The sequence below is a fragment of the Rhodococcus shunpengi genome (assembly GCF_048381395.1).
Classification (GTDB): Bacteria; Actinomycetota; Actinomycetes; order Mycobacteriales; family Mycobacteriaceae; genus Rhodococcus.
The window spans coordinates 419,858-445,190 of the sequence record NZ_JBLWIU010000036.1 but is presented as its reverse complement, the minus strand read 5'-3'; the positions used below and the strand labels follow the sequence as shown (position 1 = coordinate 445,190).

General features: G+C 66.7%; 10 protein-coding genes (1 of these 10 only partly in view). 6 read left to right on the top strand and 4 right to left on the bottom strand.

Going from position 1 to position 25,333, the window contains the following annotated elements:
- Positions 1-3: 3 nt before the first annotated feature.
- From ACNJ7K_RS26030 to ACNJ7K_RS26015, 4 genes are all read left to right on the top strand, one after another.
- The gene (locus ACNJ7K_RS26030) at positions 4-2,481 is read left to right on the top strand and encodes a LuxR C-terminal-related transcriptional regulator (protein ID WP_487042486.1); all 2,478 of its coding nucleotides are present in this window, start codon (positions 4-6) and stop codon (positions 2,479-2,481) included.
- Positions 2,472-4,073, top strand: coding sequence for a DUF7159 family protein (locus tag ACNJ7K_RS26025; RefSeq protein WP_487042485.1), 1,602 nt, complete (start codon positions 2,472-2,474; stop codon positions 4,071-4,073). Before ACNJ7K_RS26030 ends, ACNJ7K_RS26025 begins: the two co-directional genes overlap by 10 nt.
- 138 nt (positions 4,074-4,211) lie before the next feature.
- Positions 4,212-5,543: a S1 family peptidase gene (locus ACNJ7K_RS26020; RefSeq protein ID WP_085469142.1), complete on the top strand. Its 1,332-nt coding sequence runs from the start codon at positions 4,212-4,214 to the stop codon at positions 5,541-5,543.
- Between the two features lie 167 nt (positions 5,544-5,710).
- Entirely contained in the window at positions 5,711-7,018 is a 1,308-nt protein-coding gene (locus tag ACNJ7K_RS26015) for a S1 family peptidase (RefSeq protein ID WP_085469143.1), read from the top strand.
- Positions 7,019-7,349: 331 nt separating this feature from the next.
- Here the strand turns inward: ACNJ7K_RS26015 and ACNJ7K_RS26010 are convergent, their stop codons facing one another.
- Complete coding sequence (locus ACNJ7K_RS26010; protein WP_268654478.1) at positions 7,350-8,042, bottom strand: DUF8020 domain-containing protein; 693 nt, start codon at positions 8,040-8,042, stop codon at positions 7,350-7,352.
- 434 nt (positions 8,043-8,476) lie between these two features.
- Here ACNJ7K_RS26010 and ACNJ7K_RS26005 point away from each other — a divergent pair, with 434 nt between their 5' ends.
- Entirely contained in the window at positions 8,477-11,650 is a 3,174-nt protein-coding gene (locus ACNJ7K_RS26005) for a (Fe-S)-binding protein (RefSeq protein WP_487042484.1), read from the top strand.
- 58 nt (positions 11,651-11,708) lie between these two features.
- On the opposite strand, the gene ACNJ7K_RS26000 is transcribed toward ACNJ7K_RS26005, so the two are convergent.
- Entirely contained in the window at positions 11,709-12,659 is a 951-nt protein-coding gene (locus tag ACNJ7K_RS26000) for a hypothetical protein (RefSeq protein ID WP_487042483.1), read from the bottom strand.
- Positions 12,660-12,754: 95 nt separating this feature from the next.
- Entirely contained in the window at positions 12,755-13,747 is a 993-nt protein-coding gene (locus ACNJ7K_RS25995; protein ID WP_228525641.1) for an alpha/beta hydrolase, read from the bottom strand.
- Between the two features lie 97 nt (positions 13,748-13,844).
- On the opposite strand from ACNJ7K_RS25995, the gene ACNJ7K_RS25990 reads away from it, so the two are divergent.
- Complete coding sequence (locus ACNJ7K_RS25990) at positions 13,845-14,723, top strand: esterase/lipase family protein (protein WP_230791562.1); 879 nt, start codon at positions 13,845-13,847, stop codon at positions 14,721-14,723.
- 7 nt (positions 14,724-14,730) lie between these two features.
- Here the strand turns inward: ACNJ7K_RS25990 and ACNJ7K_RS25985 are convergent, their stop codons facing one another.
- A protein-coding gene (locus ACNJ7K_RS25985) for a non-ribosomal peptide synthase/polyketide synthase (RefSeq protein ID WP_487042482.1) crosses the window boundary here: on the bottom strand, positions 14,731-25,333 show its end. Its footprint extends 23,198 nt past the window's final position; only the last 10,603 of its 33,801 coding nucleotides appear in the window; its start codon lies off the right edge, out of view — the gene reads right to left on this strand; it ends in the stop codon at positions 14,731-14,733.

Here is a 25,333-nt window from a genome sequence, read left to right as displayed (position 1 = left end):
CCGATGACGTCCGCTCCCGCTCCTCCCCGACGCCCGATCCCCCGGGAGGTCACGCGCGCCCTGACCGTGGCCGCTTCCCCGCGACTGTTGCTCGTCGGCGGCACCGGAACCGGGAAGTCCGCCGTACTCGCTTCGCTCCGCACCGATCTCGCCGATGCCCGCATCGTCGACGACGCACACCGCATGACCGCCGCGGAACTGCAGGAGCTCGTCGACCACATCCGGGATGCACCGACGGGGATCGTCGTGGCCACCGAAGCCCGACCGCACCGAGCCGAGATGCGTTCGCTGACAGCAGCGTTCGCGGGACACGGGACGGTGGTGGAACTGGGTTCGTGGACGCCTCGTGAGATCGCCGGTCGCGCGGCGTCGTTCGAGCTCCGGCTCGCACCGCCCCAGATCCGTGCCCTGCACCGCCTCACGGGCGGCGTACCGCATCTCGTCGACACCGCCTTCGAGGCCGTGCGGACGGAGGGTGATGTCCGGCGGGTCGTCGAGGAGGCGATCCGCCGGCAGCTCCTCGCGGATCTCGATCTCACCGCGGCCCTGGCGCTCGTCGATCTCGGTGCCGCGCTCGATCCCGGCGAACTCGCCGCCGTACTCGACATCCCTGTCGAGCGCGCCCTCGACCTCGTCGATGCCGCTCGTGCGAGTGGCCTGCTCGGCACGGATGCCGCGAGCCTCACCACCGGGGCGAGCGGTGTGCCCGCCGGCGTCCTGGGGAGACACAACCTGTTCGCCGTCGCGCGTCGTCTCCTCGCGACCCGCATCGATGCCGGAACGCTGACGCCGCAGCTCGCCCGCGGTCTAGCGACGATCGGTCTCACCGACCCGCACCTCGCCGATCGGCTCGTCGACTTCGCGGCCGACGCGCCACCGCACGAAGCCGCCGAGCTCCTCGACGCCGCCGTACCCGCGGGAGCCGATCCAGCGACCCTTGCGGTGCGACGAGCCGAAGTCGCCTTCGCAGCAGGGGATCTCGAGCGAGCCGAACAGATCACCGACCGGTTGCTCGACCGCGCCGACACGGCGGACGTCGACGACCTGCGCGCCGCCACCCGGATCTCCGCGAGCATCGCCGCACATCGTGGCATGCTCGACCGCAGTGCCGACCTGTTCGAATGGCTCGGCCCCGACCGGGTCGGTACGGACGCTCCCCTCGCCGCCACCGTGCTGCTCGCCGCCGGTCGCCCCTCGGCCGCAGAACATCTCCGCGGTGCCGCCACATCGGGTGCGCCGACCTCGTCGGCCTCCGCCGCGCGACTGCTCGAGGAGGGCCTGCGCGAATCCGTCGGCGGCGACGGCCGGATCGCAATGAACCGCCTCGCCCGCGCCCTGACGAGCCTCGGCTCCGACGGGTCGCTGCGCGCCTGGCCCGACACGGTCGACGCCGTCGCCGCACTGCTGTGTCTGCACTCGGGTGAACTCGGGCACGCACGCGCGATCCTCGACCGTCCGGAGACGCCCACCGTGCGCAATCGCATCCTGGTGGCGTGGACCGAGATGCTCGGCGGTGATCTCGCAGCCGCCGCGGCCACCGCCGAGGCCGTCGCTCCCGAGGTGACCGGGCAGCGCGACCTCCTCTTCTTTCATGCCCTGCAGGTCGGGTTGGCGCGACGGAACGCCGACCTCGGAGCGTTGACGGTGCGGTGGCAGGCCGCGCAGTCGGTGGTGGCGGAGTATTCCGTCGACCTGTTCGGGCTGCTGCCCCTGGGGGAACTGTGGCTGGCCGCCGTCCGACTCGGAGAGTCCGCGCGGGTCGCGCATCTCGTCGCCGCTGCCCGCGCACTGCTCACCACCCTCGGTGAGCCACCGCTGTGGGGTGCGGCGCTGCACTGGTACGGGGTGCAGGCCGCGATCGCCGCGGACCGTCCGGCCGACCTCGTCCCGCACGCCCGCGCCCTCGCTCTGGCCGCGGAGACCACCGCCTACGCCGCGGTGCTCGCGCGGGCCGGGCACGCATGGCTCTCGGTGCTGCGCGGTGAGGTCGACGCGGTGCGCATCCGCGAGGCGGCCGAGTCCCTCGCGTCCGTGGGTCTTCCGTGGGACGGCGCGAAGCTCGCGGGAGAAGCAGCGCTGCGGACGGACGACACCACCGTCGCCACCGGATTACTGCAGGTCGCGCGGACGATCCGGCAGGACGGTCCGGCCGGTCGCGCCCCGGTCGACATCGCCCCCGATGCTCCCCCGGGCGGTCCGGACGAATCCCCCCTCGGTGCACGGGAGAAGCCGGGTGCACTGTCGGAGCGCGAGGCGCAGGTGGCCGACCTGGTTGTTTCGGGCCTCACCTACCGAGAGGTAGGAAACCACCTGTACATTTCCGCGAAGACCGTGGAACATCATGTCGCCCGTATCCGGCGCCGACTCGGTGCCGGTTCCCGCTCGGAGCTCCTGTCACTGCTCCGGGCCATGGGGCACGGCGCAGATGTACCCCGTCACACACACTCCGACCGGAATGGAGGCAAGCCGGCATGTCCGTAGGCGTAGGCCTGAGGGTGGGGACCACCGTGTCGTCGGTTGCGGTCACCTCACCGACGCCGGGACGGCCGGACCCCGCACCGATCGAGCGGTTCACCGCCGTCCACCTGCACTCCGACGGCACCGCGACACTGGGCGACCACGACGTCGTCGACGGGCACACCAGTTCCTTCACCGGCTTCGTCGATCGTCTCGGCCACTCCGGTGGTGTCCGCGCCAACGACGGTTCGCTCTCCCGCGCCGAAGACCTCGTCGCCACGGCCATGGAATGCCTCCTGGCCGACGCAGCCTCTCTCATCGGCGACACCCCGTACACCGCAGTGGCGACGTACCCCACCGACTGGCCGAGTTCGACGGTCGCGGTACTGCGCAACGCCCTCGACTACGTCGGGTTGCGTCATGTCTCGCTCGTCTCCGACGCCGAGGCCGCCGCGGCATGGTTCGAATCGCAGGTCGCGCACCAGACCGGGCGGCTCGTCGCGGTCTACCACATCGACCCGCAGGGCTCGACCGTCACGCTCGTGCGCTCGGGAGTCGCGGCGGGTAAGGCCTTCCGATTCCCCGAGGACGACGCTCCGTCGGTCGCCGCGCAGCTCTCGTCGGCGCTCGGCGCGTTCGGCTGGCTCGTGAGCAACCTCGACGCCATCGTCGTCACGATCGACGAAGCGGTCGACCCGAGCGCAGCGCAGCTCGTCGCACAGTCGGTGAAGACCGGACTCGGCGTGCGGTGTGCCCTGGCGCCCGAGCCGCACCAGACGATGGTGCGTGGCGCCGCTCTCGCGGCGGCCGCCGGCTCGGTCGACCTCCTCGGCTCGACGCAGATCCTGCCCACCGCCAAGCTCGCCGAACCGCGACGCAGCGAACTCGACCCCGAGATCACCGCGGTGATCTCGAAGATCACGGCGACTCCCCCTCCGGGTGCCACGCCCCCTGCCGCCGCGACGCCCGCGGCGAACACGTCGAAGGCGACGGTCGCCGCCGTCGCGTCCGGGGAAGTCGCCGACGAGAAGCCCTCGGGTCGTTCGTCGAAGGTCACGGCCATCGCGGCGGCTGCGGCGATCGCGCTGCTCGTGGGCATCGGCGCGTTGGTGTTCGGGCTGCGGGACTCCCCGACGGCCACCGCGGGCACGCAGGTCGCCGAGACCCCGACCGCACCCACGACCACGACGACCTCGAAGGCGCGCCCCACACCGGCTCCCCGCAGCACCGAGGAGACCACCACCGAGGAGTCGACCGAGCCGGCCACCGCCGAGCAGACGATCCCGGTGGCTCCGCCGGTCGTGCAACAGACCTGGGTCGATCCCACCACCGGCACGAGCGAACAGTCCTCTTCTTCGTCGTCGTCGCCCGGCTCGACCACCTCGAGCACGTCCGACACGTCCTCGACCACGTCGAGCACCGGCTGGTCGCGGCGGAACCAGCCCGATGATTCCTCGGGTGGCGGACGCGGTAGCGGAGGCAGCGGCGGAGGCGGTGGTAGCGCCACCACGACGACGCCGCCGGCAACCGACACGACCGATCCCGAGCCCTCCGAGGAACCGACGTCGACGCAGACGCCGACCGTGGAGCCCACCGACGCTGAGACCGGCAACTAGACAGAGCAGGTATCCGGGTGGTGACCTACGGCACTATCGGCGGTCGCCGGGCCGTCCCGTAAGCTGTCCCGCGGGTCGGCTCGCCGATTCCACGAAGCACCTGTTCAAGAGCACATCGAGCACACATGAAAGGCCTCCATGCGTCTCTCGTCGGCGTCGCGCGCCGCAGTCCGTTCCACCACCCGCCGCGTCGCAGTCGCAGCGGCCTCCGCGGTTCTGCTGGCAGTGCCCTTGAGCGCCACAGCGAGTGCCGCGCCCGCCGAACAGTTGCCTTCCGCTGAACTTCCCGCCGAACTCGTCGAGGCGATCCAGCGCGACCTGGGTCTGTCCCCCGAGGAGTACCTCGATCGTGCCGCCCGCGCGCAGGAGCTCGGCGACTACGCCCGCGACTTCCGCTCCGAGCACCCCTCCGAGTTCGCCGGTGCCTGGCTCGGCGAGGACGGCAAGCCGGTCATCGCCGTCACGAATCGCGAGGCCGCCGAGCGCGCTGCGCAGGACGGCTTCCACGCCACGGTCGCGCCGGTCTCGGCCGACGGACTCGAGCAGGCCCTCGCCGAACTGAACCGCTGGGTGGCGGGACTCCCGCGCGAGGTGTCGTCGCAGATCAACTCCGCGTCGATCGATGTGCTCAACAACCAGATCGTCCTCGACATCGTGAACTCGCCCATCGGGCGCGCACTGAACCTGCCGTCGCTGGTCGCGAACGTGCAGGTCCAGCTGTCGCCGGGCATGCCGCCGAACGATCCGGCCCCGATGGGTGGCGACACCTACATCACCGCCGACGGCGACGTCCGCGCCACGCCCATCGAGCGCATCGGCATCTGCTCGTTCGGCTTCAACGGTGTCGACGCCGACGGTAACGCCGTCAACCTCACCGCCGGTCACTGCGACGCGGTCGCCCGTGCCGACGGTGGTTCGACGGTCTACCTGCCCAACCGCGCGAACATCGACGAGAGCGTGCGGATCGGCAAGTTCACCGAGTCCACGGTGGGCACCGACAGCACCCTCGACTACGGCATCGTCTCTCTCGACGAGGCCGGCGTCGAGGCCGGCCTCGACCGCCCGTCGGTCCGCGGCGGCAACGGTTCGACCCTCACGGTCACCGGCACGGCCGTTCCGGTCGTCGGCGCGCCCGTCTGCAAGTCGGGCCAATCCTCGTCGTTCACGTGCGGCCTCGTCGTCGCCGATCGCATCGAGACCCAGCTGACCTACGACTCGGGCTTCTCGAGCACCATCCGCGGCTTCGCGACCTCCGCCTGCACCCTCGCGGGTGACAGCGGTGGCGCCATCGTCACCGGCACCCTCGCCCTCGGCGTGATCAGCGGATCGAACAGCGCCGGCGCACCGAACTGCGTCGAGGCGAACCTGGTACTCGCGCCCAACGGTGGCACCTCCAGCCTCGGCATTCCGATCCAGGAGATCGAGAACGCCACCGGCACCCGGGTCCGTACTGCGGCGAACCCGGCATAACGGCCGGAACCGTCCGGTCCGTTCGTCACAACAGTCACACGAGTCTCATCCGTAACCGAGAAGTACCTATGTACTTCCTCGCTCACCCCTTAGGATCGGACGGACGCCGATCCGCGGGGGAACGGCGCCTTCGCGCGTGCATGCGTGAAGGAACGAGAAAGGTATCCATGCGACGCACCTTCGCACGTCGGACGGCCGTCATCGGTTCGGCCGCACTGCTGCTCCTCGGTCCTGCCGTTGCCATCGCGCAGGCCGAACCCGAGACCGAACCCGCGCAGACGTCGTCTCTGCCGGCCGAGCTCGTCGAGGCGTTGCAGCGCGACCTGAACATCGATGCCGAGCGCTTCCTCGCCGATGCGCAGCGCAGCCAGGATCTCGCCGCGTTCGCCGAGAAGGCACGGGAGCAGTTCGAAGCCGTCTTCGCCGGTGTGTGGCTGGACGACCAGGGCACCGCCACGGTCGGCCTCACCGAGGGTGACGGCTTCGAGGAGGCCCGCAAGGCCGCCGAGGATGCCGGATTCACCGTCGCCGAGACCGAGCGCAGCGAGGACGCCCTCGAAGATCAGCTCGGCGCACTGGGCGACTGGCTCGAGACCCAGCCGCCCGCCGTCGCCGACGTCATCCGCGGTATCGCCATCGACGTGGTGAACAACGACGTCGTCGTGCGCACCGACAACGTGTCCGGTGTCGAGCTCCCCGACTTCCTCGACGGGGTGCGCGTGCTGTTCGCTCCCGCCGAGCTGACGCCGGAAGGCGCGACCGACCTGCAGCCCATCGCCGGTGGCCTCGACGCCCCCGACGCCCTCTTCGGTGGCGACGCCTACGCCGCGCTCGGCGCCGGCGAGGGCCTGCGCTGCTCCCTCGGCTTCAACGGCGAGGACGGCAGCGGACAGCCCGTGAACATCACCGCCGGTCACTGCGACCCCAACCGCGCGCAGGCCGGCACTCGGTGGGCCTCCCAGGTCCACCAGCTCATCGGCGACAACCTCGGCCAGCACCTCGGCTCGTTCGAGAAGACGGTGCTCGACGGCAGCGACTACGCGCTGATCCGCCCCACCTCCGATGCCGCGGGTCGCTTCGAGAACAACGGCGTGCGCGTTCCGTTCGCCGCTCCGCTGCCCATCACGGGTATCGCGGATCCCGTCGTCGGCGCTCCGGTCTGCAAGTCGGGCCTGCGCACCGGCTACAGCTGCGGCGTCGTGACCGCCACCGGCCAGAACGTCGAGATCGGCCACCGCGTGCTCGAGAACGGCTTCTCCACCAACCTGTGCGCCCTGCAGGGCGACAGCGGTGGCACCCTCGTCACCGGCACCCTCGCCCTCGGCATCTCCAGCGCCTCGAACGTCGGCCAGTACGGCATGTGCGAGATCGCCGGGTTCGTCAGCGGCCTGCTCGGTGAGAGCCCCGAACTGTTCGCCACGCCGATCAAGACGGTCCTGGCGGAGAACCCGGGCCTGAAGGTCCGCACCTGGTAGGACAGGCTCCATACAAGAACGCGGCCCGGCTTTCCCAACATGGAGAGCCGGGCCTCGTCGCATACTCAGCGGTATGTGCTGCCACAGGAGCGTCACCGAGGAATCAAGATCGAGTCAGGTTAGGCTCTCTCCAACTCGGTCGGAACACGTGAGTCGGCCGCAAGAACAGAGGGAGAAGAAGTGCTCGGATCATCACTCCTGGGAAGCCTGGCGGTAGTGCTTACAGATCCACAGGTGCTGTGGAACTTGATCAGACTTTTTCTGGCCGCCTGACCAGGGTACGAAACAGCCCCGCCGCCCTTCCGGGCGACGGGGCTGTTCTCGCTCTTCCTTACTTGGCCCACTGCGTGGTTCCCGGAGGCGCGAGCAGATCCTGGACCACTGCGATACCCGCGACCACAGCGGTCGGGCCACCGGCGACGAAAGCACCGATGGTGCCGCCACCACCTGCTCCGACCACACACCCACCGATGGCACCCGGAATCGTCCCGACAAGGCCGACGGCCGCGCCGACGATGCAGCCGATGATCGCACCTGCAACGGTGCCGATGGCCGTAGCCATGCCCAGCTGCGAAATGAAGTTCTGCTGCGACTTCAGGTTCTCCTCAGGCGACGCGACGTCGGTCAGCTTCAGGGCAACCGGGGTGATCGACGGCCCGACCTTGTCCTCGGGATCAACCGGCACGGCCTTATTCAGGTCCGTCGTCGGGGTCAGGGTCAGCGTCTTGCCGTCTTCGCTGATCTCACGCTCGAAGGGGAGCTGCAGATCGCCGAGCTGGATCGCGAGGGGCAGGCTGAGGACAGTGTTGCCGTCGTCGTCCTGCAGCTCGACGCTTTCACCGTCGCCGGAGATCCGGAACTGTCCGGCGTCGATGACAGTCTCGATGGACTCACCGTCGGGACGAACCTCGTAGTTGATGGCGTTCTCGTCCTGCGCAGCGGGCGCCGCGTACGAGGTACCGGCGGTGATGCCCATGGCGGCGATCGTCATCGTCGCCACAGCGGCAAGCTTCTTCAGCTTCATCTTTTTCCGTTCTGTGACATGGCGCACGCCTGTTAAGACGCCCCCATTCTGCTGTATTGACCTGGAGTTCTACGTCCCCCGACGCGCACAGCCCACATGCGAACCCCATGTACCGGGCGAATCATAACCGACATCACATCCGGAGTGTTATACCCCTTTGTCCGAATGGATACCGCATCGTGGCCGGTAGAGCGTGTCGTGACGTCCGTGTGACACACGCCTCGTTCCGGGCAAGTTAGGACATCCTGCGTGAAGGCGGCATCACGTTTGACCTCTAGCGTGTCCGGGCACACGGTCTCCGATTCGACGCGGATTTTGCTACTGACGGGTAACTCCAGTTCAGACCAAGTTACCGGTGGGTAACTTAGCTTGCGTTACGATGCGGTGACTCATACCAGGCGGCACGACGCCGCCCCCGACACGAAAGGCCACGTATGAATGCCCTGACGATTACGTTGGGCACGATCGGCGTGCTGCTGAGCCTCGTGTGTTGGTTCGCGTTCATCAGCGGCGCATTGAAGATGGTCAACACGATTCGGGTCGGCCAGCCGGCCCCGGACCGCTGGCGGCCGTTCTTCCCGCGCTTCAAGCAGATGGTCGTCGAATTCCTCGCGCACACGAAGATGGTCAAGTTCCGGACCGTCGGCTGGGCGCACTGGCTGGTGATGGTCGGCTTCATGCTCGGCGCGATCGTCTGGTTCGAGGCCTACGGCCAGACGTTCGATCCGGAGTTCCACTGGCCCCTCATCGGTGACACCGTCGTCTATCACTTCATCGACGAGATCCTCGGCCTCGGCACGGTGATCGGCATCCTGACGCTGATCTACATCCGCCAGCGCAACCATCCGCGTCAGCCCGGTCGGATGTCGCGCTTCAGCGGCTCGAACTTCAAGGCCGCCTACTTCGTCGAAGCGGTCGTGCTGCTCGAGGGCCTGGGCATGATCATGGTGAAGGCCGGCAAGATCGCCCTCACCGGCCACTACAACGCCTACACCGACTTCTTCACCATGCAGGTCGCGAAGCTTCTCCCCGCGAACGCCGTCATGGTGTCGATCTTCGCGTTCGTCAAGCTCATGTCGGGCATGGTGTGGCTCTACATCGTCGGCCGCAACATCACCTGGGGTGTCGCATGGCACCGCTTCTCGGCCTTCTTCAACATCTACTTCAAGCGTGAGGACGACGGCGGTCCCGCCCTCGGTGCCGCACGTCAGATGATGTCCGGCGGCAAGCCCGTCGACATGGAAGACGCCGATCCGGACAAGGACACCTTCGGTGCCGGCCGCATCGAGGACTTCACGTGGAAGGGCTGGCTGGACTTCACGACCTGCACCGAGTGCGGTCGTTGCCAGTCGCAGTGCCCCGCCTGGAACACCGGTAAGCCGCTGTCGCCGAAGCTGCTCATCACGTCGCTGCGCGACCACGGTTACGCCAAGGCTCCCTACCTGCTCGCCGGTGGTCGCACCGATCTCGGTGGCGACGAGGTCGGTCTGGTCGACGCCGAGGGCAACCCGGACGAGGCCAAGCTGGCGAAGATCCCGGCGTCGGCTCGCGAGGAGTCGGGTCGCAAGCTCGTCGGCGAGACCGAGGGACTGCTGGAAGCAGGCGAGCTCGCTCCCGTCATCGACACCGAGACCCTGTGGTCGTGCACCAACTGTGGTGCGTGCGTCGAGCAGTGCCCGGTGGACATCGAGCACGTCGACCACATCATCGACATGCGTCGCTACCAGGTGCTCATCGAGTCGGACTTCCCGTCCGAGCTCGCGGGTCTGTTCAAGAACCTCGAGAACAAGGGCAACCCCTGGGGCCAGAACGCCAAGGACCGTCTCAATTGGATCAACGAGATGGAGTTCGACATTCCGGTCTTCGGCCAGGATGCCGACAGCTTCGACGGCTACGAGTACCTCTTCTGGGTCGGCTGTGCCGGTGCCTACGAGGACCGCGCCAAGAAGACCACGAAGGCCGTCGCCGAGCTCCTCGCGACCGCCGGCGTGAAGTTCATGGTCCTCGGTGCCGAGGAGACCTGCACCGGCGACTCCGCTCGCCGCGCGGGCAACGAGTTCCTGTTCCAGCAGCTGGCGCAGCAGAACATCGAGGTCCTCAACGGTGTGTTCGAGGGCGTCGAGCAGAGCAAGCGCAAGATCGTCGTGACCTGTGCGCACTGCTTCAACGCGCTGAACAACGAGTACCCGCAGGTGGGTGGCAGCTACGAGGTCGTCCACCACACGCAGCTGCTCAACCGTCTCGTGCGGGCGAAGAAGCTGGTCCAGGTCAAGGCCGTCGGCCAGGACGTGACCTACCACGACCCGTGCTTCCTCGGACGGCACAACAAGGTCTACAACGCTCCGCGTGAGCTGATGGCGGCGTCGGGCGCGAAGCTCGTCGAGATGCCGCGTCACGGCGAGCGGTCCATGTGCTGTGGTGCCGGTGGTGCTCGCATGTGGATGGAGGAGAAGATCGGTAAGCGCATCAACATCGACCGTGTCGACGAAGCGCTCACCACGAATCCCGCCAAGATCGCGACGGGCTGCCCGTTCTGCCGCGTCATGCTCACCGACGGTGTGACGGCGCGTCAGGAAGAGGGCAAGGGCGAGGGCGTCGAGGTCATCGACGTCGCGCAGCTCATGCTCGAGTCCATCTCCCGCGTCGAGGCTGCCAAGCTCAGCGACAACCTCAAGGTCGTCCAGCAGCCGAAGACGCCGGTCGAGGTCGAGGAGACCGCGGAAGAGGTCGAGAAGGAGCGCGTCGAGGAGGTCGAGGTGGCAGCGGCAGCGCCGGCTGCTCCGAAGACCACCGGTGCCCCGAAGGCCGGCGGTCTGCAGATGAAGGGTGGTCTCAAGGCTCCGGGCGGACCGAAGGCTCCCGGTGGTGCGAAGGCTCCTGTTTCCGAGGCAGCCGAGGCTCCCGCAGCTCCGAAGGCGAAGCCGGGCGGGCTGCAGATGAAGGGTGGCCTGAAGGGTCCGGGCGCGAAGAAGGCTGCGGCTCCGGCTGCACCTGCCGCGTCCGAGGCTTCTGCTGCTCCTGCGGCCGAGGCACCGGCAGCGCCGAAGGCCAAGCCGGGCGGACTGCAGATGAAGGGCGGCCTCAAGGCTCCGGGTGCGAAGGCCCCGGGTGCCGCGAAGCCGGCCGCACCTGCTGCCCCTGCCGAGTCGTCGTCGGAAGCTCCCGCAGCCGAGGCACCTGCGGTGCCGAAGGCGAAGCCGGGTGGCCTCCAGCTCAAGAGCGGCCTGAAGGGCCCCGGCGCCAAGAAGGCGGCTTCGGCAGCGAACTCTGCGCCCGCGGCTCCTGCCGGGGAAGCACCTGCTGCGGAGGCTCCCGCTGCGGAAGCCCCTGCGGAGCAGCCGAAGGAGTCGGCGATCCCGAAGGCGAAGCCGGGCGGACTGCAGCTCAAGAGCGGTCTGAAGGGACCGGGTGCGAAGAAGGCTGCGCCTGCCGCTCCGGCTGCTGCGCCGGCGAAGGCGGAGCCGACGCCGGAACCCGAGCCGGTCGCCGAGGCTCCTGCGGAGCCCGAGGCGCCCGCGACCCCGGCGAAGCCGGAGGTCGAGGCACCGAAGGCGAAGCCTGGCGCGCTCGGCTTCAAGCCCGGCGCGAAGGCACCTGGCCGCAAGTAGGTACGCAACGCGAGGTTGAGGCTCGCAACGCTGGCAGTGACTGCTGGCGTTGCGAGCCTCACTTCTTTGTTGCGTACCTCCCCGTCGGCCCGCTCCCCCGCGCCGCCCGCGCGAACGCCTCCCGCACCTTCGTTGCGACGGCGCCGCGGGTCCCGAGGTCCTGCCACGTCCACCGCACCACCGTCCACCCTGCGTGACGCAGTGCGTCCTCCCGCAGCTTCTCGCGGTAGACCACGTCCTCGGCGGCGGTGGTCGCGACCCCGTCGCGGCGGTACTTGATCCGACCGTCGAACTCGCCGATCACACCGTGCTCCGGCCACAGGAAGTCGACGCGAGCGAGCCACCTGCCGTCGGCGGAGAAGACGTCCACCTGCGCGAGCGGCAACGGGATCTGCTCACGGACGAACAGGACCCTGCTCCGCGACTCGCCGGCGCTGTCGCTGCACCCGCTCGACAGCTGCACGGCACGACGCGCATGCGCGATGCGGGGATGGCTCCCCATCCGTTCCACGGCACGGGTCAGATCGACGGGGGCAACCAGCCCTGCTCGCAGTGCACTGTCGGCAAGTACGACGGCCTGCTCCACCGGCACCGTTGCGGCCACATCCGTGATCGTCCGTGCGACCGACAGCACCCGCGCTCCCCTCCGATCCACGACGTCCGCCTCACGGAAGAGCGCGGCGTGCATGACGCGGCCGGGTGTCCTCCGCGCTCCACTCGGCGCGTTGCGGGTGAGGTGCACATCGTCGAGTGGGATCTGCCAGACGTCGAGCCCGTGCAGTACCGCGGCCGATACGTGGCTCAGCGCCGAGGTCGGTCCGGCATTCGCGATGAACGCCCGTGCCCGCAGAGCATGTCGAGCGTGATCGTCGGCCCCCGCATACTGGTCGGACTGGACGAAGACTCCCGACGCGAGCCGAGTCCACGTTCCGTTCCGCACCAGACGTCGGATCTCCGTATCGGTGACGCCGCGCGCATGTGCCTCGCGCCGCAGGATCAACTCCCCCATGACGCCCAGCATCGCCCGTCGCCCCGGGCCCGTAGGTGCCTACAAGGACGAATCGGCCGGATCTGTGGATGAACCGACCGCCTGTGGAGAACTCGTCAGGAGACGCCGATCGCGGGGCCGAGGACGGGCCACGAGTTGTGCAGGTCGTCCTGCCAGTAGCCCCAGTTGTGGGTGCCGTCGTCGTGGATGTCGATGGTGGCGGGGATGCCCAGTTCGTCGAGGCGCGTCGCCATGCGTCGGGTGCAGTCGGCCGCGGCGGCTTCGATGAGTCCGCCCTTGATGACCACGTCGGCGAGGTCTTCCTCGTCCTTGATCCACTCGGATTCGAGATTGTCGTAGCGGCCGGGCAGGCCGGTGCGCGACGACAGGTACAGAGTGGTGCCGCGGAGTTTCTCGGCGTTGACGTACGGATCGTTGGCGACCCAGGTGGGGTCGTCGAACGACCCCCACATGTTGAGCGGGTTGCCGAAGAAGTTGACGACGGTCGTAGTGACGAAGGCCTGGCCGAGGGGGTCGCTCGTGCGTGCACAGCCGCTGAAGCTGCCCACCGCGTCGTACAGATCCGGTGCAGCGATGGCGAGATTGAGCGACGACGTACCCGACATCGAGAAACCGATCAGGCCGTTGGTGCCGGTGGTCGCGTAGGTGCTGTCGATGACGGGCGGCAGTTCCTCCGTGAGGAAGGTGGCCCACTTGTAGCGGCCGAGGTTCGGGTCGTCGTGCTTCCAGTCGGTGTAGTAGCTCGACTCGCCGCCCTTCGGGATGACGACGTTGACGTGCTTGTCGGAGAAGAAGTCGACGATGTCGGACTGGTCCATCCAGCTGTTGTTGTACGACCCGCCGTCGACGCCGCTCAGCACGTACAGCGTGGGGCCGGGAGTGTCGGTGTCGGTGGGGCGCAGGATCCGCAGCTCGATGTTCTCGTCCATGGACGGCGAGTAGACCTCGATGTCGAGCTGCTGGTCGTCGACGACCGTGGTGCTCACGAGCCGGGCTTCATCGGGTTCTGCGGACGCCGTCGACGCTCCGAGTCCCCAGGTCGACGCCACGACCGTCGTCACGACCGCCAACGCGGATATCCGCCGCATAGATATACTCCGATTCCGTTCCCCTGCGCAGCCCCCGGAACACCTTATAGGGCCGCAGTGCACTTGCCGATAATCGTCACTGTTCGAAGGATGACCCGTGTTTGGCCGATCGCTCCTGCTGACCGTTCTCGCCGCGGGTCTTCTCGGATCCGGCGTGGCGGCCGCCTCGCCCGCCACGCTGCCCGTTCCGTACGAACTTCCCGACACGGTGGCTCTCGAGCTCGAGAATCCGGGTGGTTCGGCTCCCGGCTCGAACGACCCGAATTGTCGCCCGACCGCCGACAAGCCCAATCCTGTTGTGCTGGTCCACAACACCAGTGGCAATCGGCAGGTCGCGTGGCAGACGTTCTCGCCTCTGCTCGCCAACGCCGGCTACTGCGTCTTCGCTCCGACGTTCGGCGCGTTCCCCGGTCCGTGGCCCGTCAGCGCTCTGGGTGGGATGGCGCCGCTCGAGCCGAGCACACATCAGCTCTCCGCATTCGTCGATGAGGTGCTCGCGCAGACCGGCGCCGAGAAGGTCGACATCGTCGGCCATTCGCAGGGCACGTTGGTCGCGGCGAAGTGGATCGGTGACGGCGGCGCCGACAAGGTCGATCGGCTCGTGTCGCTCGCTCCCCTCTGGGACGGGACGACCATCGTCACCAGCGACGGTGTGATGCGCGACTTCGAGTACGCGACGTGCCCCGCCTGCGCCGACATGCTTCCCGGTTCGCAGTTCCTCGAGGATCTCGCCGCGACCGGCCGTTTCGTCGAGCCGGTGGAGTACACGAACATCCTCACCGCCCACGACGACGTGGTGCAGCCGTACACGAGCGGCCTGGGCGAGGACCCGAACGTCACCGACATCGTGCTGCAGGACGTGTGTGCCTCCGCGAAGACCACGCACCTGCAGATGCTTGCCGATCGGCTCACCGCGGAGCTCGTGCTCTCCACCCTCGACGGGTCCGTTCCGGCGCCCACCGGCTGCGTCGACTGACCGCACCTCAGCTCTCCCGCGCGGAGAGCACCGCGTCGAGCACGGGCACGATGACGTCGAGCGCGTCGGGTGAGGTCATCTGCCAGTGCGTCGCCGGCACCTGATGGTTGTCGACGGCACCCGTCACAGCCGCGTCCCATCCGGACGCGCCTCGGGTTCCGGTCGGGTCGTCGGCTGCCGCGGTGAAGTAGACGATGTCGCCGTCGTACGTCCCCGGCCGATGCTCAGTCATCAACTCGGAGTTCCGCTGTGCCGCCGCGACCAGCCTGGTCACCACGCGTCTCGTGTCGTCCTCGGTGTTGCCGGTGAGTGAAGCGACGGACGTGACGAGGTCGTCGACGTCCTCGGCACCGGCTGCGGCCGCGTCGTCGATTCCGAATCCGGCGAGCAGCTCTCTCATCGACACATCGCTCGACTCGCCGGTCCGTGCACCGTTGCCGGCGAAGCTGTCGAGCATCACCAACGTGTCGACCTGTTGTCCCTCCGCTTGCAGACGCACAGCCATCGCGTGGGCGATCACGCCGCCGAGCGACCAGCCGAACAACCGGTACGGCCCCTCGGGCTGCACGGTCCGCAATTCGTCGACGTAACGCGCCGCGAGTTCGTCGAGGGTGGCGGGTTCGAAGTCGTCCTCGGTGACGGCCGGGGTCTGCAGACCGTAGACGGGCGCGTCGTGATCGAGCTGACGTGCGAGAGCGGTGTAGCACCACGACAATCCGACGATCGGGTGGACGAAGAACAGCGGCGTACCCGCGCCCTGCATCCGGATCGGCAGGACCGGAACCACGGATTCTTCGACGTCACCGGCACTTTCACGATCGATGAGTGCCGCGAGTCCTTCGACACCGGGTTCCCGGAACAGCCACTGCAGAGGTACTCGCGTCGGGAGCTCCGCATTCAACCGGGAGACGAGCTTGGTGGCCACCAGGGAATTGCCGCCGAGTCCGAAGAAATCGTCGTCCAGGCCCACCTGCTCGACACCGAGCACCTCGGCGAACACCGACGCCACGATCTGCTCGACATCGGTGACCGGAGCCCGGAACTCACGAGCCACGACGGCCGGTTCCGGCAGTGCCCGACGATCCAGCTTGCCGTTCGACGTCAACGGCAGTTCGTCGAGAACCATCACGATGTCCGGAACCATGTATGCCGTCAGGAAATTGCCGACGGTCTCTCTGATCGCCATCGGATCGATGGTCACACCGGCTTGTGGGACCACATACGCGACCAGTCGTTCATCTCCCCAGTTCCCGGCACGCACGACTGCAACTGCGTGAGCAACACCGTCACACGAGGTGAGAGCAGCCTCGACCTCGCCGAGTTCGATACGGAATCCACGGAGTTGGACCTGGAAGTCGGAACGGCCCGCGTACTCGAGCAGACCCGAACTGTTCCACTCGGCCAGGTCTCCGGTGCGGTACATCCGGCCTTCGCCGAACGGATCCGCAACGAACCGGGAGGCACTGAGGGACGGCCGACCGAGGTATCCCTGCGAGAGCTGTTCTCCGGCAACGTAAATCTCACCTTGCACGCCTACCGGGACCGGATGCAGCCGTTCGTCGAGCACATATGTGCGCAATCCTGGCAAGGGACGACCGATGACACTCGAACGGGCCTGTCTGGACATCTCTTCGGTCAGCGCCAGGAACGACACATGCACCGTGGTTTCGGTGATGCCGTACATGTTGATCAACTGCGGCGCATCATCCGCGTGGCGGTCATACCACCCCGTGAGCTTCCCGAGGTCCAGCGCTTCGCCACCGAAGATCACGTACCGGAGCCGGAGGTCGTCTGCAGACGCCGCAGCACGATCCGCTTCATCGAACTGGTAGAAAGCCGACGGCGTCTGGTTGAGGACGGTTACACCGTGTCGCGCAACCAGAGCCCGGAACTCCTCCGGTGACCGCGACGTCAGGTAATCGACCACTACCAGAGTTCCGCCGAACAGCAAGGGACCCCACAACTCCCAAACGGAGAAGTCGAACGCGTACGAATGGAACATCGTCCATACGTCGGACTCGTCGAATCCGAACTTCGTCTGCGCATTGGACATGAGTTCGACGACGTTGCGGTGGGTGACCGCAACTCCCTTGGGTCGTCCGGTGGACCCGGACGTGTAGATGACGTACGCAAGGTTCGACGACCGCAACGGCGCCAACCGGTCCACGTCGGTAACCGGCGCGGACGAGAACTCGTCGAGCTCCAACCGATCGACGTGGAGAATCTCCGCACCTTCGACTCGGGGAAGCTGTTCGGCTTCGTCCGTCGAGGTCAGAACGACGGTGGGGTCACCGTCCGTGAGAATGTATGCGAGTCGGTCCTTCGGTGAAGTGACATCGACAGGCAGATATGCGGCTCCCGCCGTGACCACCGCGAGAATCGCCACAACGAGTGATTCGTCCCGAGGAAGCGCGACCGCCACGAGAGAACCCGGCCCCACGCCGGATTCGATCAACCTGCGTGCCAACTTGTTCGACCGAGCGGACAGCTCCGCGTAAGCCGACACCGCATCCCCCGCAACGGTGGCCGTGTTGGCCGGCCAGTTCCGGGCAGCCCGAGCGAACAGCGCAGGGAGCGTCGACGACGTATCGACCTCGGCACCGGGCACAACCCATGCAGAGACGAGTTCTGTGCTCTCGTCCTCGGTCACGAACGGGATGTCGCCGATCGGTTTCGATGGATCCTCGACCGCACCGGACAGCACACGCGCGAATCGATTCGCGAAACCGACCACCGTCGCCTCGTCGAACAGATCGGTCGCATACGTCATTGCGACCGCCATACCCACAGCTTCACCGCGGTCGTCGAACTGCTCCGACACCGTCACCTGCAGATCGAACTTTGCCAACGACACATCCGCATCGATCGCAGACAGTGACAGGCCCGGCAACTCGAACTGCGTACGTCCCGTGTTCTGCATCGTCAACATCACCTGGAACAGCGGATTCCATGCGGTGGACCGAACCGGATCGAGCACCTCGACCAACCGCTCGAACGGCACCTCGGCATGACCGAAGGCGCCTAGATCCACCTCACGCACGCGGCCGAGCAGATCCTCGAACGTCTCCGAGCCGTCGACCTGCGTCCGCAGCACCAAGGTATTGACGAACATGCCGATCAGGTCGTCGAGGGCACGCTCGCCGCGACCCGCCACGGGTGTGCCGATCGCGATGTCCTCGGTGCCCGACAGCCGAGCCAGCAGGACGGCCAGAGCAGCGTGGACAACCATGAAGCGGGTGACGCCGTGTTCTGCGGTCAATGCATCAATGCTGCGCAGGAACGACGGGTCGAGAACGAACTCGTGTGTTGCACCCCGATTCGAAGTCGCTGCCGGACGCGGTCGGTCCGTCGGCAGAGCGAGGACGTCGGGAAGATCCGCCAGCTGTTCCGTCCAGTACGACAGCTGCCGCGAGATCAACGACTCCGGATCCGTCTCGGATCCGAGTACCTGGCGCTGCCAGAGCGTGTAATCCGCGTACTGCACGTCCAGCGGCTTCCACGACGGCATCTCACCCGCAGCACGGGCCGCATACGCCACCATCACATCCCGAGACAACGGACCCATCGAGAATCCGTCCGCCGCGATGTGGTGCACCACCACGACCAGCACATGTTCGGTCTCCGAGACCTGCAGCAACTCGATCCGCAGCGGCGGCGCGACCGTCACGTCGAACCCGGTGCTCACCGAGGCGACGACCCGATCGAACACTTCTGCCTCGGAAACGCGCGCCACCTGGAGCGCGACTCCGGCGTCGTCGACACCGAGCACGATCTGGCGCCCCGCACCGTCGACCTCCGGATACACGGTGCGGAGGATCTCGTGCCGCTCCACCACGTCCGCCACAGCGGCCCGTAGTGCCTCGACATCCAGGGCTCCGGACAGGCGGATGACCACGGGGATGTTGTTCACCGCCGAGTCCGGATCGAATCGGTTGAGGAACCACATCCGCTGCTGCGCCAACGACAACGGGATTCGTTCAGGACGAGCCTGGGGAACGAGCGGAGCGATTCGTCCGGATCCGCGTTGATCCGACACGGCGATCGCGAGTGTCTCGACGGTGGAGGCTTCGAACAACATTCGAACCGGGACTCGGCTGTCGAGGGCTTCCCCCAGACGCGCGACCACACGCGTCGCCATCAGAGAATTGCCACCGAGACCGAAGAAGTCGTCGTCCAAACCAACCCGTTCGACGCAGAGCACGTCCTCGAACACCGACGCCACCGCACGCTCGACTTCCGTCACCGGCGCCCGGAACTCGCGCGTCAGGATCTCAGGCTCCGGCAACGCCCTACGGTCGAGCTTCCCGGACGCATTGAGGGGCAACACATCCAGCACGACGAACTGTGACGGGACCATGTACCGGGGAAGGGATGCCCCGAGCGCGTCACGAACGCCATCCAACTCGATGGTGGCACCCGAAGCAGGAACCACGTAGGCCACCAGCTGCGGGCCGAGTTCACCGTCGTGCACCACGACGGCCGCCTGCCAGATCTCGGGCAGACCTGTCAGCGCCGTCTCGATCTCCCCGAGTTCGATCCGCAGACCGCGCACCTTGACCTGGTGGTCGGTGCGGCCGAGGTACTCCAGCATGCCGTCGGTGTTCCACCGCACCCTGTCGCCCGTGCGGTAGAGCCGGCCACCTCCCCTCGTGAACGGGTCCGCGACGAAGCGCTCGGCGGTCAGGTCGGGTCGTCCGATGTACCCGCGCGCCACCTGGACGCCCGACAGGTACAACTCGCCCTGCACTCCGACCGGGACCGGGCTCAAACGTCCGTCGAGCACGTAGGCACGGACACCGCGGAGCGGTTCACCGATCGGAACCGACACGGATTCCGTGCCAACACATCGGAACGCCGTAGACGTCACGGTCACCTCGGTCGGGCCGTAGGTGTTGTCCAGCACCGCATCCGAACGCGACGCGACACGTGCGACGAGATCCGGCGAGAGCGCCTCACCGCCCGCAGACAGATACCGCAGCGACGGCGGAAGCTCGAGTCCTTCGTCCGCGACGAACAACGCCAGCATGGACGGGACGAACTCCATGATGCACACGTCCCACCGACGTGCGACCTGCACCAGGTACTCCGGGTCCCGGTGGCCGCCGGGCTCCGCGATCACGAGACGCGCACCCACCTGCAGCGGATAGAACAGCTCCCACACGCTGGCGTCGAAGGTGATCGGTGTCTTGTGCATGGCGGTGTCTCCCGGACCGAGCCCGTACCGCTCCGCCATCCACGCGATCTGATTGACGACCGACCTGTGCGTGATGGTGACACCCTTCGGTCGTCCCGTCGATCCCGACGTGAAGATGACGTACGCCGTGTTGTCGGGATGCGGCGCAATCGGCGGAACCGGGCTCGCGCCGGGTGCATCGAAATCGATGGCATCGACGTCGACTGCGTCCACAGACGGCGGAAGCGCATCTCCATCCGTTGCCGTGGTGAGAGTCAACAACGGTGCGGCAGTCTCGAGGACGTACGCCGTCCGGTCGAGCGGGTGTTCCGGATCGATCGGCAGATATCCCCCGCCTGCCCGCAGGATCGCGTAGATCGCGACCAGCATGTTCGGGGACCGGCTCATGCAGACGCCGACCAACACTTCGGGTCCGACCCCACGTCCGATGAGATACCCCGCGAGCGCGTCGACCCGACGATCGAACTCGCCGTACTCGAGGACGTCGTCGCCGAACACAACTGCCGGTGCGTGCGGTGTGCGCTGCGCCTGAGTGGTGAACCCGTCGAGCAGCAGTGCATCGGTTACCGGTACCGCGGTGTCGTTCCATTCTGTCAGGATGCGGTGCCGCTCGGCATCCTCCATTACGTCCACATCGCAGATGAAAAGATCAGGATCGGCGGTCGTCGTCGAGAGAAGCCGGACCAGGCGCTCCGCCATCAGATCGACGGTGTCTGCATCGAAGATGTCTGTGGCGTAGTCGATCTGACCGCGGTACCCGTCACCGCCCGGCGTTTCGACAAGGGTGAAGGACAAATCGAACTGCGCGGACTTCCGATCGAATTCCAACGCCGAGAGAGAAAGTCCCGGGAGTTCGACTGCAGACTGGGTGTAGTTCTGGAAGGCCAGCATCACCTGGAACAATGGAGAGAACGACTGGGACCGTACCGGGTTGATCCGGTCCACCAATTTCTCGAAGGGTACATCCGCATGCGCAAACGCATCGAGATCCGCCCGGGTCGTGGTCGTCATCAACTCACGGAAAGACGAGCTCGGGTCGACGTTGGTCCGCAACACCAGAGTATTGACGAACATCCCGACCAGGTCGTCCAGCGCGCGCTCCCCACGACCGGCCACCGGAGTGCCGATCGCAATATCGGCGGTACCCGACAATCGGGCCAGCAACACCGCCAAGGCCGTGTGCACCACCATGAACGGAGTAGCGTGCTGCGCGGCGGCGAGTTGCCTGACGCGAGCCACGACTTCCGGCGGGACCGTGAAATCGACGCGTGCCCCCAACCCGTCCCGAGTCGCCGGGCGTGGCCGATCGGTAGGAAGCTCCAACGCGTCCGGCAGATCCGCAAGGAACGCGGTCCAGTAATCGAGTTGCTGGGAGATCAACGAGTCCGGATCGGATTCGTCACCGAGCACGGCACGTTGCCACAGGGCGAAGTCCGCATACTGCACCTCGAGCGGTGGCCATGCGGGCGCTTGCCCTGCGATGCGAGCGGTGTAGGCAACGACGACGTCCCGTGCCAACAGTCCGATCGAAACCCCATCGGCCGCAATGTGGTGCACAACCAGCGCAAGGACGTGCTCGTCCTCGTCGATCCGCAGTAGTGCACCACGAATCGGCGGCGCGTTCGTGACGTCGAAACCACCGGTGAGAAGCTCGGTGACGCGAAGTCGTAGCTCGTCCTCATCGGCCACCCGGACACGTTCGAGGCCGGGCGGTATCCAACCCGCAGGAAGCACCTTCTGGGTGCCTACGCCGTCTACTTCCGGATACTCCGTGCGCAGCACCTCGTGCCGGGAGATCACGTCCCGCATCGCTCTCTCGAGGGCCTCGATGTCGAGGTCGCCGCTCAGGCGAATTGCAAACGGAATGTTGTACGCCGCCGACTCCGGATCGAACCGGTTCAGGAACCACATCCGCTGCTGAGCGAGCGAGAGCGGAATCTGATCGGGACGTTCTTGCGCCACCAGCGGAACCACAGCATCGGCACCGACCCGCCCTTCGAGGTTCGCAGCGAGAGTTTCGACGGTCGGTGCATCGAACAACGAACGCAACGGGACCCGCGCGTCGAGAGCCGCTCCGAGACGGGACACGACCTGGGTCGCCACGAGGGAGTTGCCTCCGAGGGCGAAGAAGTCGTCGTCCAGGCCGACCTGCTCGACACCGAGTACGTCTGCGAACACCGATGCGACAGCACATTGGGTTTCCGTGACCGGAGCACGGAACTCCCGCTCCTCGAGCTCCGGAGCCGGTAGCGCCTTCCGATCCAGCTTTCCGGACGCATTGAGGGGCAACGAATCCAGCATGACGAACTGTGTCGGAACCATGTACGACGGCAGCACTTCACCGACAGCGCCGCGCAGCTGGGTCGCGTCGACGTCACCGACCGGAACGATGTAACCGACCAGCTGATCCGAACGGACGTCGACCGCTGCTGCAGCGATCCGATCCATGCCGCGCAGCACCGCTTCGATCTCGCCAATCTCCATGCGCTGGCCACGCAGTTTGACCTGAAGGTCGTTGCGGCCGACGTATTCGAGTTCGCCGCCGCGATTCCACCGGACGAGATCGCCGGTGCGGTAGAGCCTCTCGCCGGTACGCCCGGCCGGGTCGGCCACGAAACGTTCGGCAGTCAGTCCCGCACGTCCCTCGTATCCACGCGCGACCTGGATGCCCGACAGATACAGTTCGCCCATAACGCCGACGGGCACGGGACGCAGTCGCGCGTCCAGCACACGCGCGTGCGTGTTCCATACAGGTGTACCGATGGGAACCACGACGCCGTCGTCGGCGCTCGCCTCACGGTGAGTCGCCTGAATCGTCACTTCGGTTGGGCCGTACAGATTGTGCACGTCCGCGCCGAACTTCGAGCGGGCACGCTCGGCGGTCGCCGACGACAATGCTTCTCCGCCGGCGAACACCGCTCGCAATGCCGGGGTCGGCACCGTCGACTCGTCGAGCACGGCGTCGAGCACGGTCGGTACGAACTGTGCGATCGTGATGTCGAAGTCCACCAGCGCCCGAGCGAGATAGGCGGGGTCGCGGTGTCCGTCGTGCGATGCGATCACGAGTCGGGCACCGGAGATCAGCGGCAGCATGAACTCCCACACCGAAGCGTCGAAGGTCGCGGGAGTCTTGAGCAACACCACATCGGAGGGTCCGACATCGAACCGTTCTTGCATCCAGGCAAGTTGGTTGACCACAGCGGCGTGCGTGACCGCGACGCCCTTCGGCCGCCCTGTCGAGCCCGACGTGAACAGTACGTAGGCGACGTTCGCCGGCCGCAACTCTCCGCGACGTTCATCGGCTGACAACGGCTCGGAATCGAAGCCGGAAAGTTCGACGGTGTCGACCACAACCACTTCACGATCGGTACGGAACTCTGTTCCAGAAGTCGTCAGAACGACGGCCGGATCGGTGATGTCGAGAACGTAGCCGACACGCTCCGACGGCTGTTCGGGATCCACGGGCACGTAGGCGCCGCCGGCCGCGAGGACCGCGTAGATGCTCACCACGAGATCGACAGACCGCCCGATTGCGACCGCGACGGTGGAGTCCGGAGAAACGCCGACCGAAATCAGATACCGAGCAAGAGAATTGACTCGTCTCGAGAACTCGCGATACGTGAGAGTCGTGTTCTCAGCGGAGACCGCGGCAGCGTCGGGGGTTGCCGCTGCGCTTTCGCTGAACCATTCGGGGACAGTCATCGGCCCCACGAGTTCACGTGTCGCAGACTCACCGAGTGCGCGTACTGTCTCCGTCTCCGCAGGTAGCATCCACGGCAAGTCACCGACCGCCACTGCTGCGTCGGTGACGACGGCGTCGAGTATTCGCAGGAAACGCTGCGCGATCGCGCCGACCGTCGCATCGTCGAACAGGTCGGTGGCATACGTCCACGCCATCGCGATACCTGCGGGCTCGTTGGCATCCGATATCGTTTCGTGCACTGTGACCTGAAGGTCGGTCATCGCATGACCGAGCGGCACCTCGACCGGCGACATGCGGACTCCACCGAGACGAAAGTCGGTGGGCTGTGCATTCTGCAGGGTCAGCATGACCTGGAACAGCGGGTTCCGAGACTGCGATCGAGTGGGCGCGAGCACGTCGACCAGCGACTCGAACGGGATGTCCGCGTGGGAGAACGCCTTCAGGTCGATACTCTTGACCGAGTCGAGCAACTCGAGGAACGGTACACTCGGTTCGATTTCGGTTCGCAATACGAGAGTGTTCACGAACATGCCGACGAGATCGTCGAGCTCAGCGTGGCCACGTCCGGCGACAGGTGTGCCGATGACGATGTCGGTGCTGCCACTCAGTGCTGCAAGCTCCACTGCCAACACGGAGTGAAGCACCATGAAGAGGGTTGCATTGCGTTCTCGCGCCAAGCGTGTCAGCCCGGCGTGGACCGTCCGGTCGACCGTGATGAGGTGTGTCGCGCCGCGGTGGGATGCGATCGCCGGCCGAGGCCGGTCCCACGGCAACTCCAACTGCTCGGGGGCACCCGTGAGCGTCTCGATCCAGAAGCGAATCTGACCGGCCATGACACTGCTCGCGTCATCGGCCGAACCCAACATCTCACGTTGCCACAATGCGTAATCTGCGTACTGCACGACCAGGGGCGACCACGTGGGTACGGCCCCTTGGGCCCGGGATGCGTACGCCAGCATGATATCCCGCGTCAGCGGCCCGGCAGAGAAGCCGTCACCTGCGATGTGATGCACGACGAGTACGAGAACGAACTCGTTCGCTGCAGGTTTGTACAGTCGCGCGGCCAGCGGCACTTCGGTCGTCACATCGAAACCGGTGGATACGAATTCGGCGAGGCGACCGAGGATCTCGCTCTCACTCACCGGTATGGGAGAGAGGTCCACGTCGACGTCCGATGCCGGCAGGATTTTCTGCACGCCGATTCCGTCGATCTCCGGATACACGGTGCGCAGGATCTCGTGACGGTCGAGAAGGTCCTCGACGGCGTGCTGGAGTGCCGGCACGTTCAGGTCGCCGGACAACCGGATCGCCAGCGGAATGTTGTAGGTCGCGGACGCCGGATCGAAGCGGTTGAGGAACCACATCCGCCGCTGAGCGAGGGACAGCGGCACATGTTCGGGTCTGGTCCTCGCTGTGAGTGCAGGTCGGTCGCCGGAACCACTTCGCCTTTCCGCAGCAGCTGCGAGGTCGGAGACCTTCGAGGATTCGAACAACAGGCGCACTGGAATCTGCGCCTCGAATGCGTTGCCGAGACGGGCAGCGACACGTGTGGCGATGAGCGAGTTGCCACCGAGATCGAAGAAGTCGTCGTCGGCACCGACTCGTTCCAGGCCGAGGACCTCCGCAAATACGCTGGCAACGATTTCTTCTGAAACCGTACTCGGAGCGCGGAATTCGCCGCTACCGAATACGGGATCGGGGAGTGCGCGACGG

Excerpts from the sequence above, each read along its gene's own strand:
- ACNJ7K_RS26030 (WP_487042486.1), top strand. The coding sequence starts at position 4 with ATGACGTCCGCTCCCGCTCCTCCCCGACGCCCGATCCCCCGGGAGGTC.
- ACNJ7K_RS26025 (WP_487042485.1), top strand. The coding sequence starts at position 2,472 with ATGTCCGTAGGCGTAGGCCTGAGGGTGGGGACCACCGTGTCGTCGGTT.
- ACNJ7K_RS26020 (WP_085469142.1), top strand. The coding sequence starts at position 4,212 with ATGCGTCTCTCGTCGGCGTCGCGCGCCGCAGTCCGTTCCACCACCCGC.
- ACNJ7K_RS26015 (WP_085469143.1), top strand. The coding sequence starts at position 5,711 with ATGCGACGCACCTTCGCACGTCGGACGGCCGTCATCGGTTCGGCCGCA.
- ACNJ7K_RS26010 (WP_268654478.1), bottom strand. The coding sequence starts at position 8,042 with ATGAAGCTGAAGAAGCTTGCCGCTGTGGCGACGATGACGATCGCCGCC.
- ACNJ7K_RS26005 (WP_487042484.1), top strand. The coding sequence starts at position 8,477 with ATGAATGCCCTGACGATTACGTTGGGCACGATCGGCGTGCTGCTGAGC.
- ACNJ7K_RS26000 (WP_487042483.1), bottom strand. The coding sequence starts at position 12,659 with ATGGGGGAGTTGATCCTGCGGCGCGAGGCACATGCGCGCGGCGTCACC.
- ACNJ7K_RS25995 (WP_228525641.1), bottom strand. The coding sequence starts at position 13,747 with ATGCGGCGGATATCCGCGTTGGCGGTCGTGACGACGGTCGTGGCGTCG.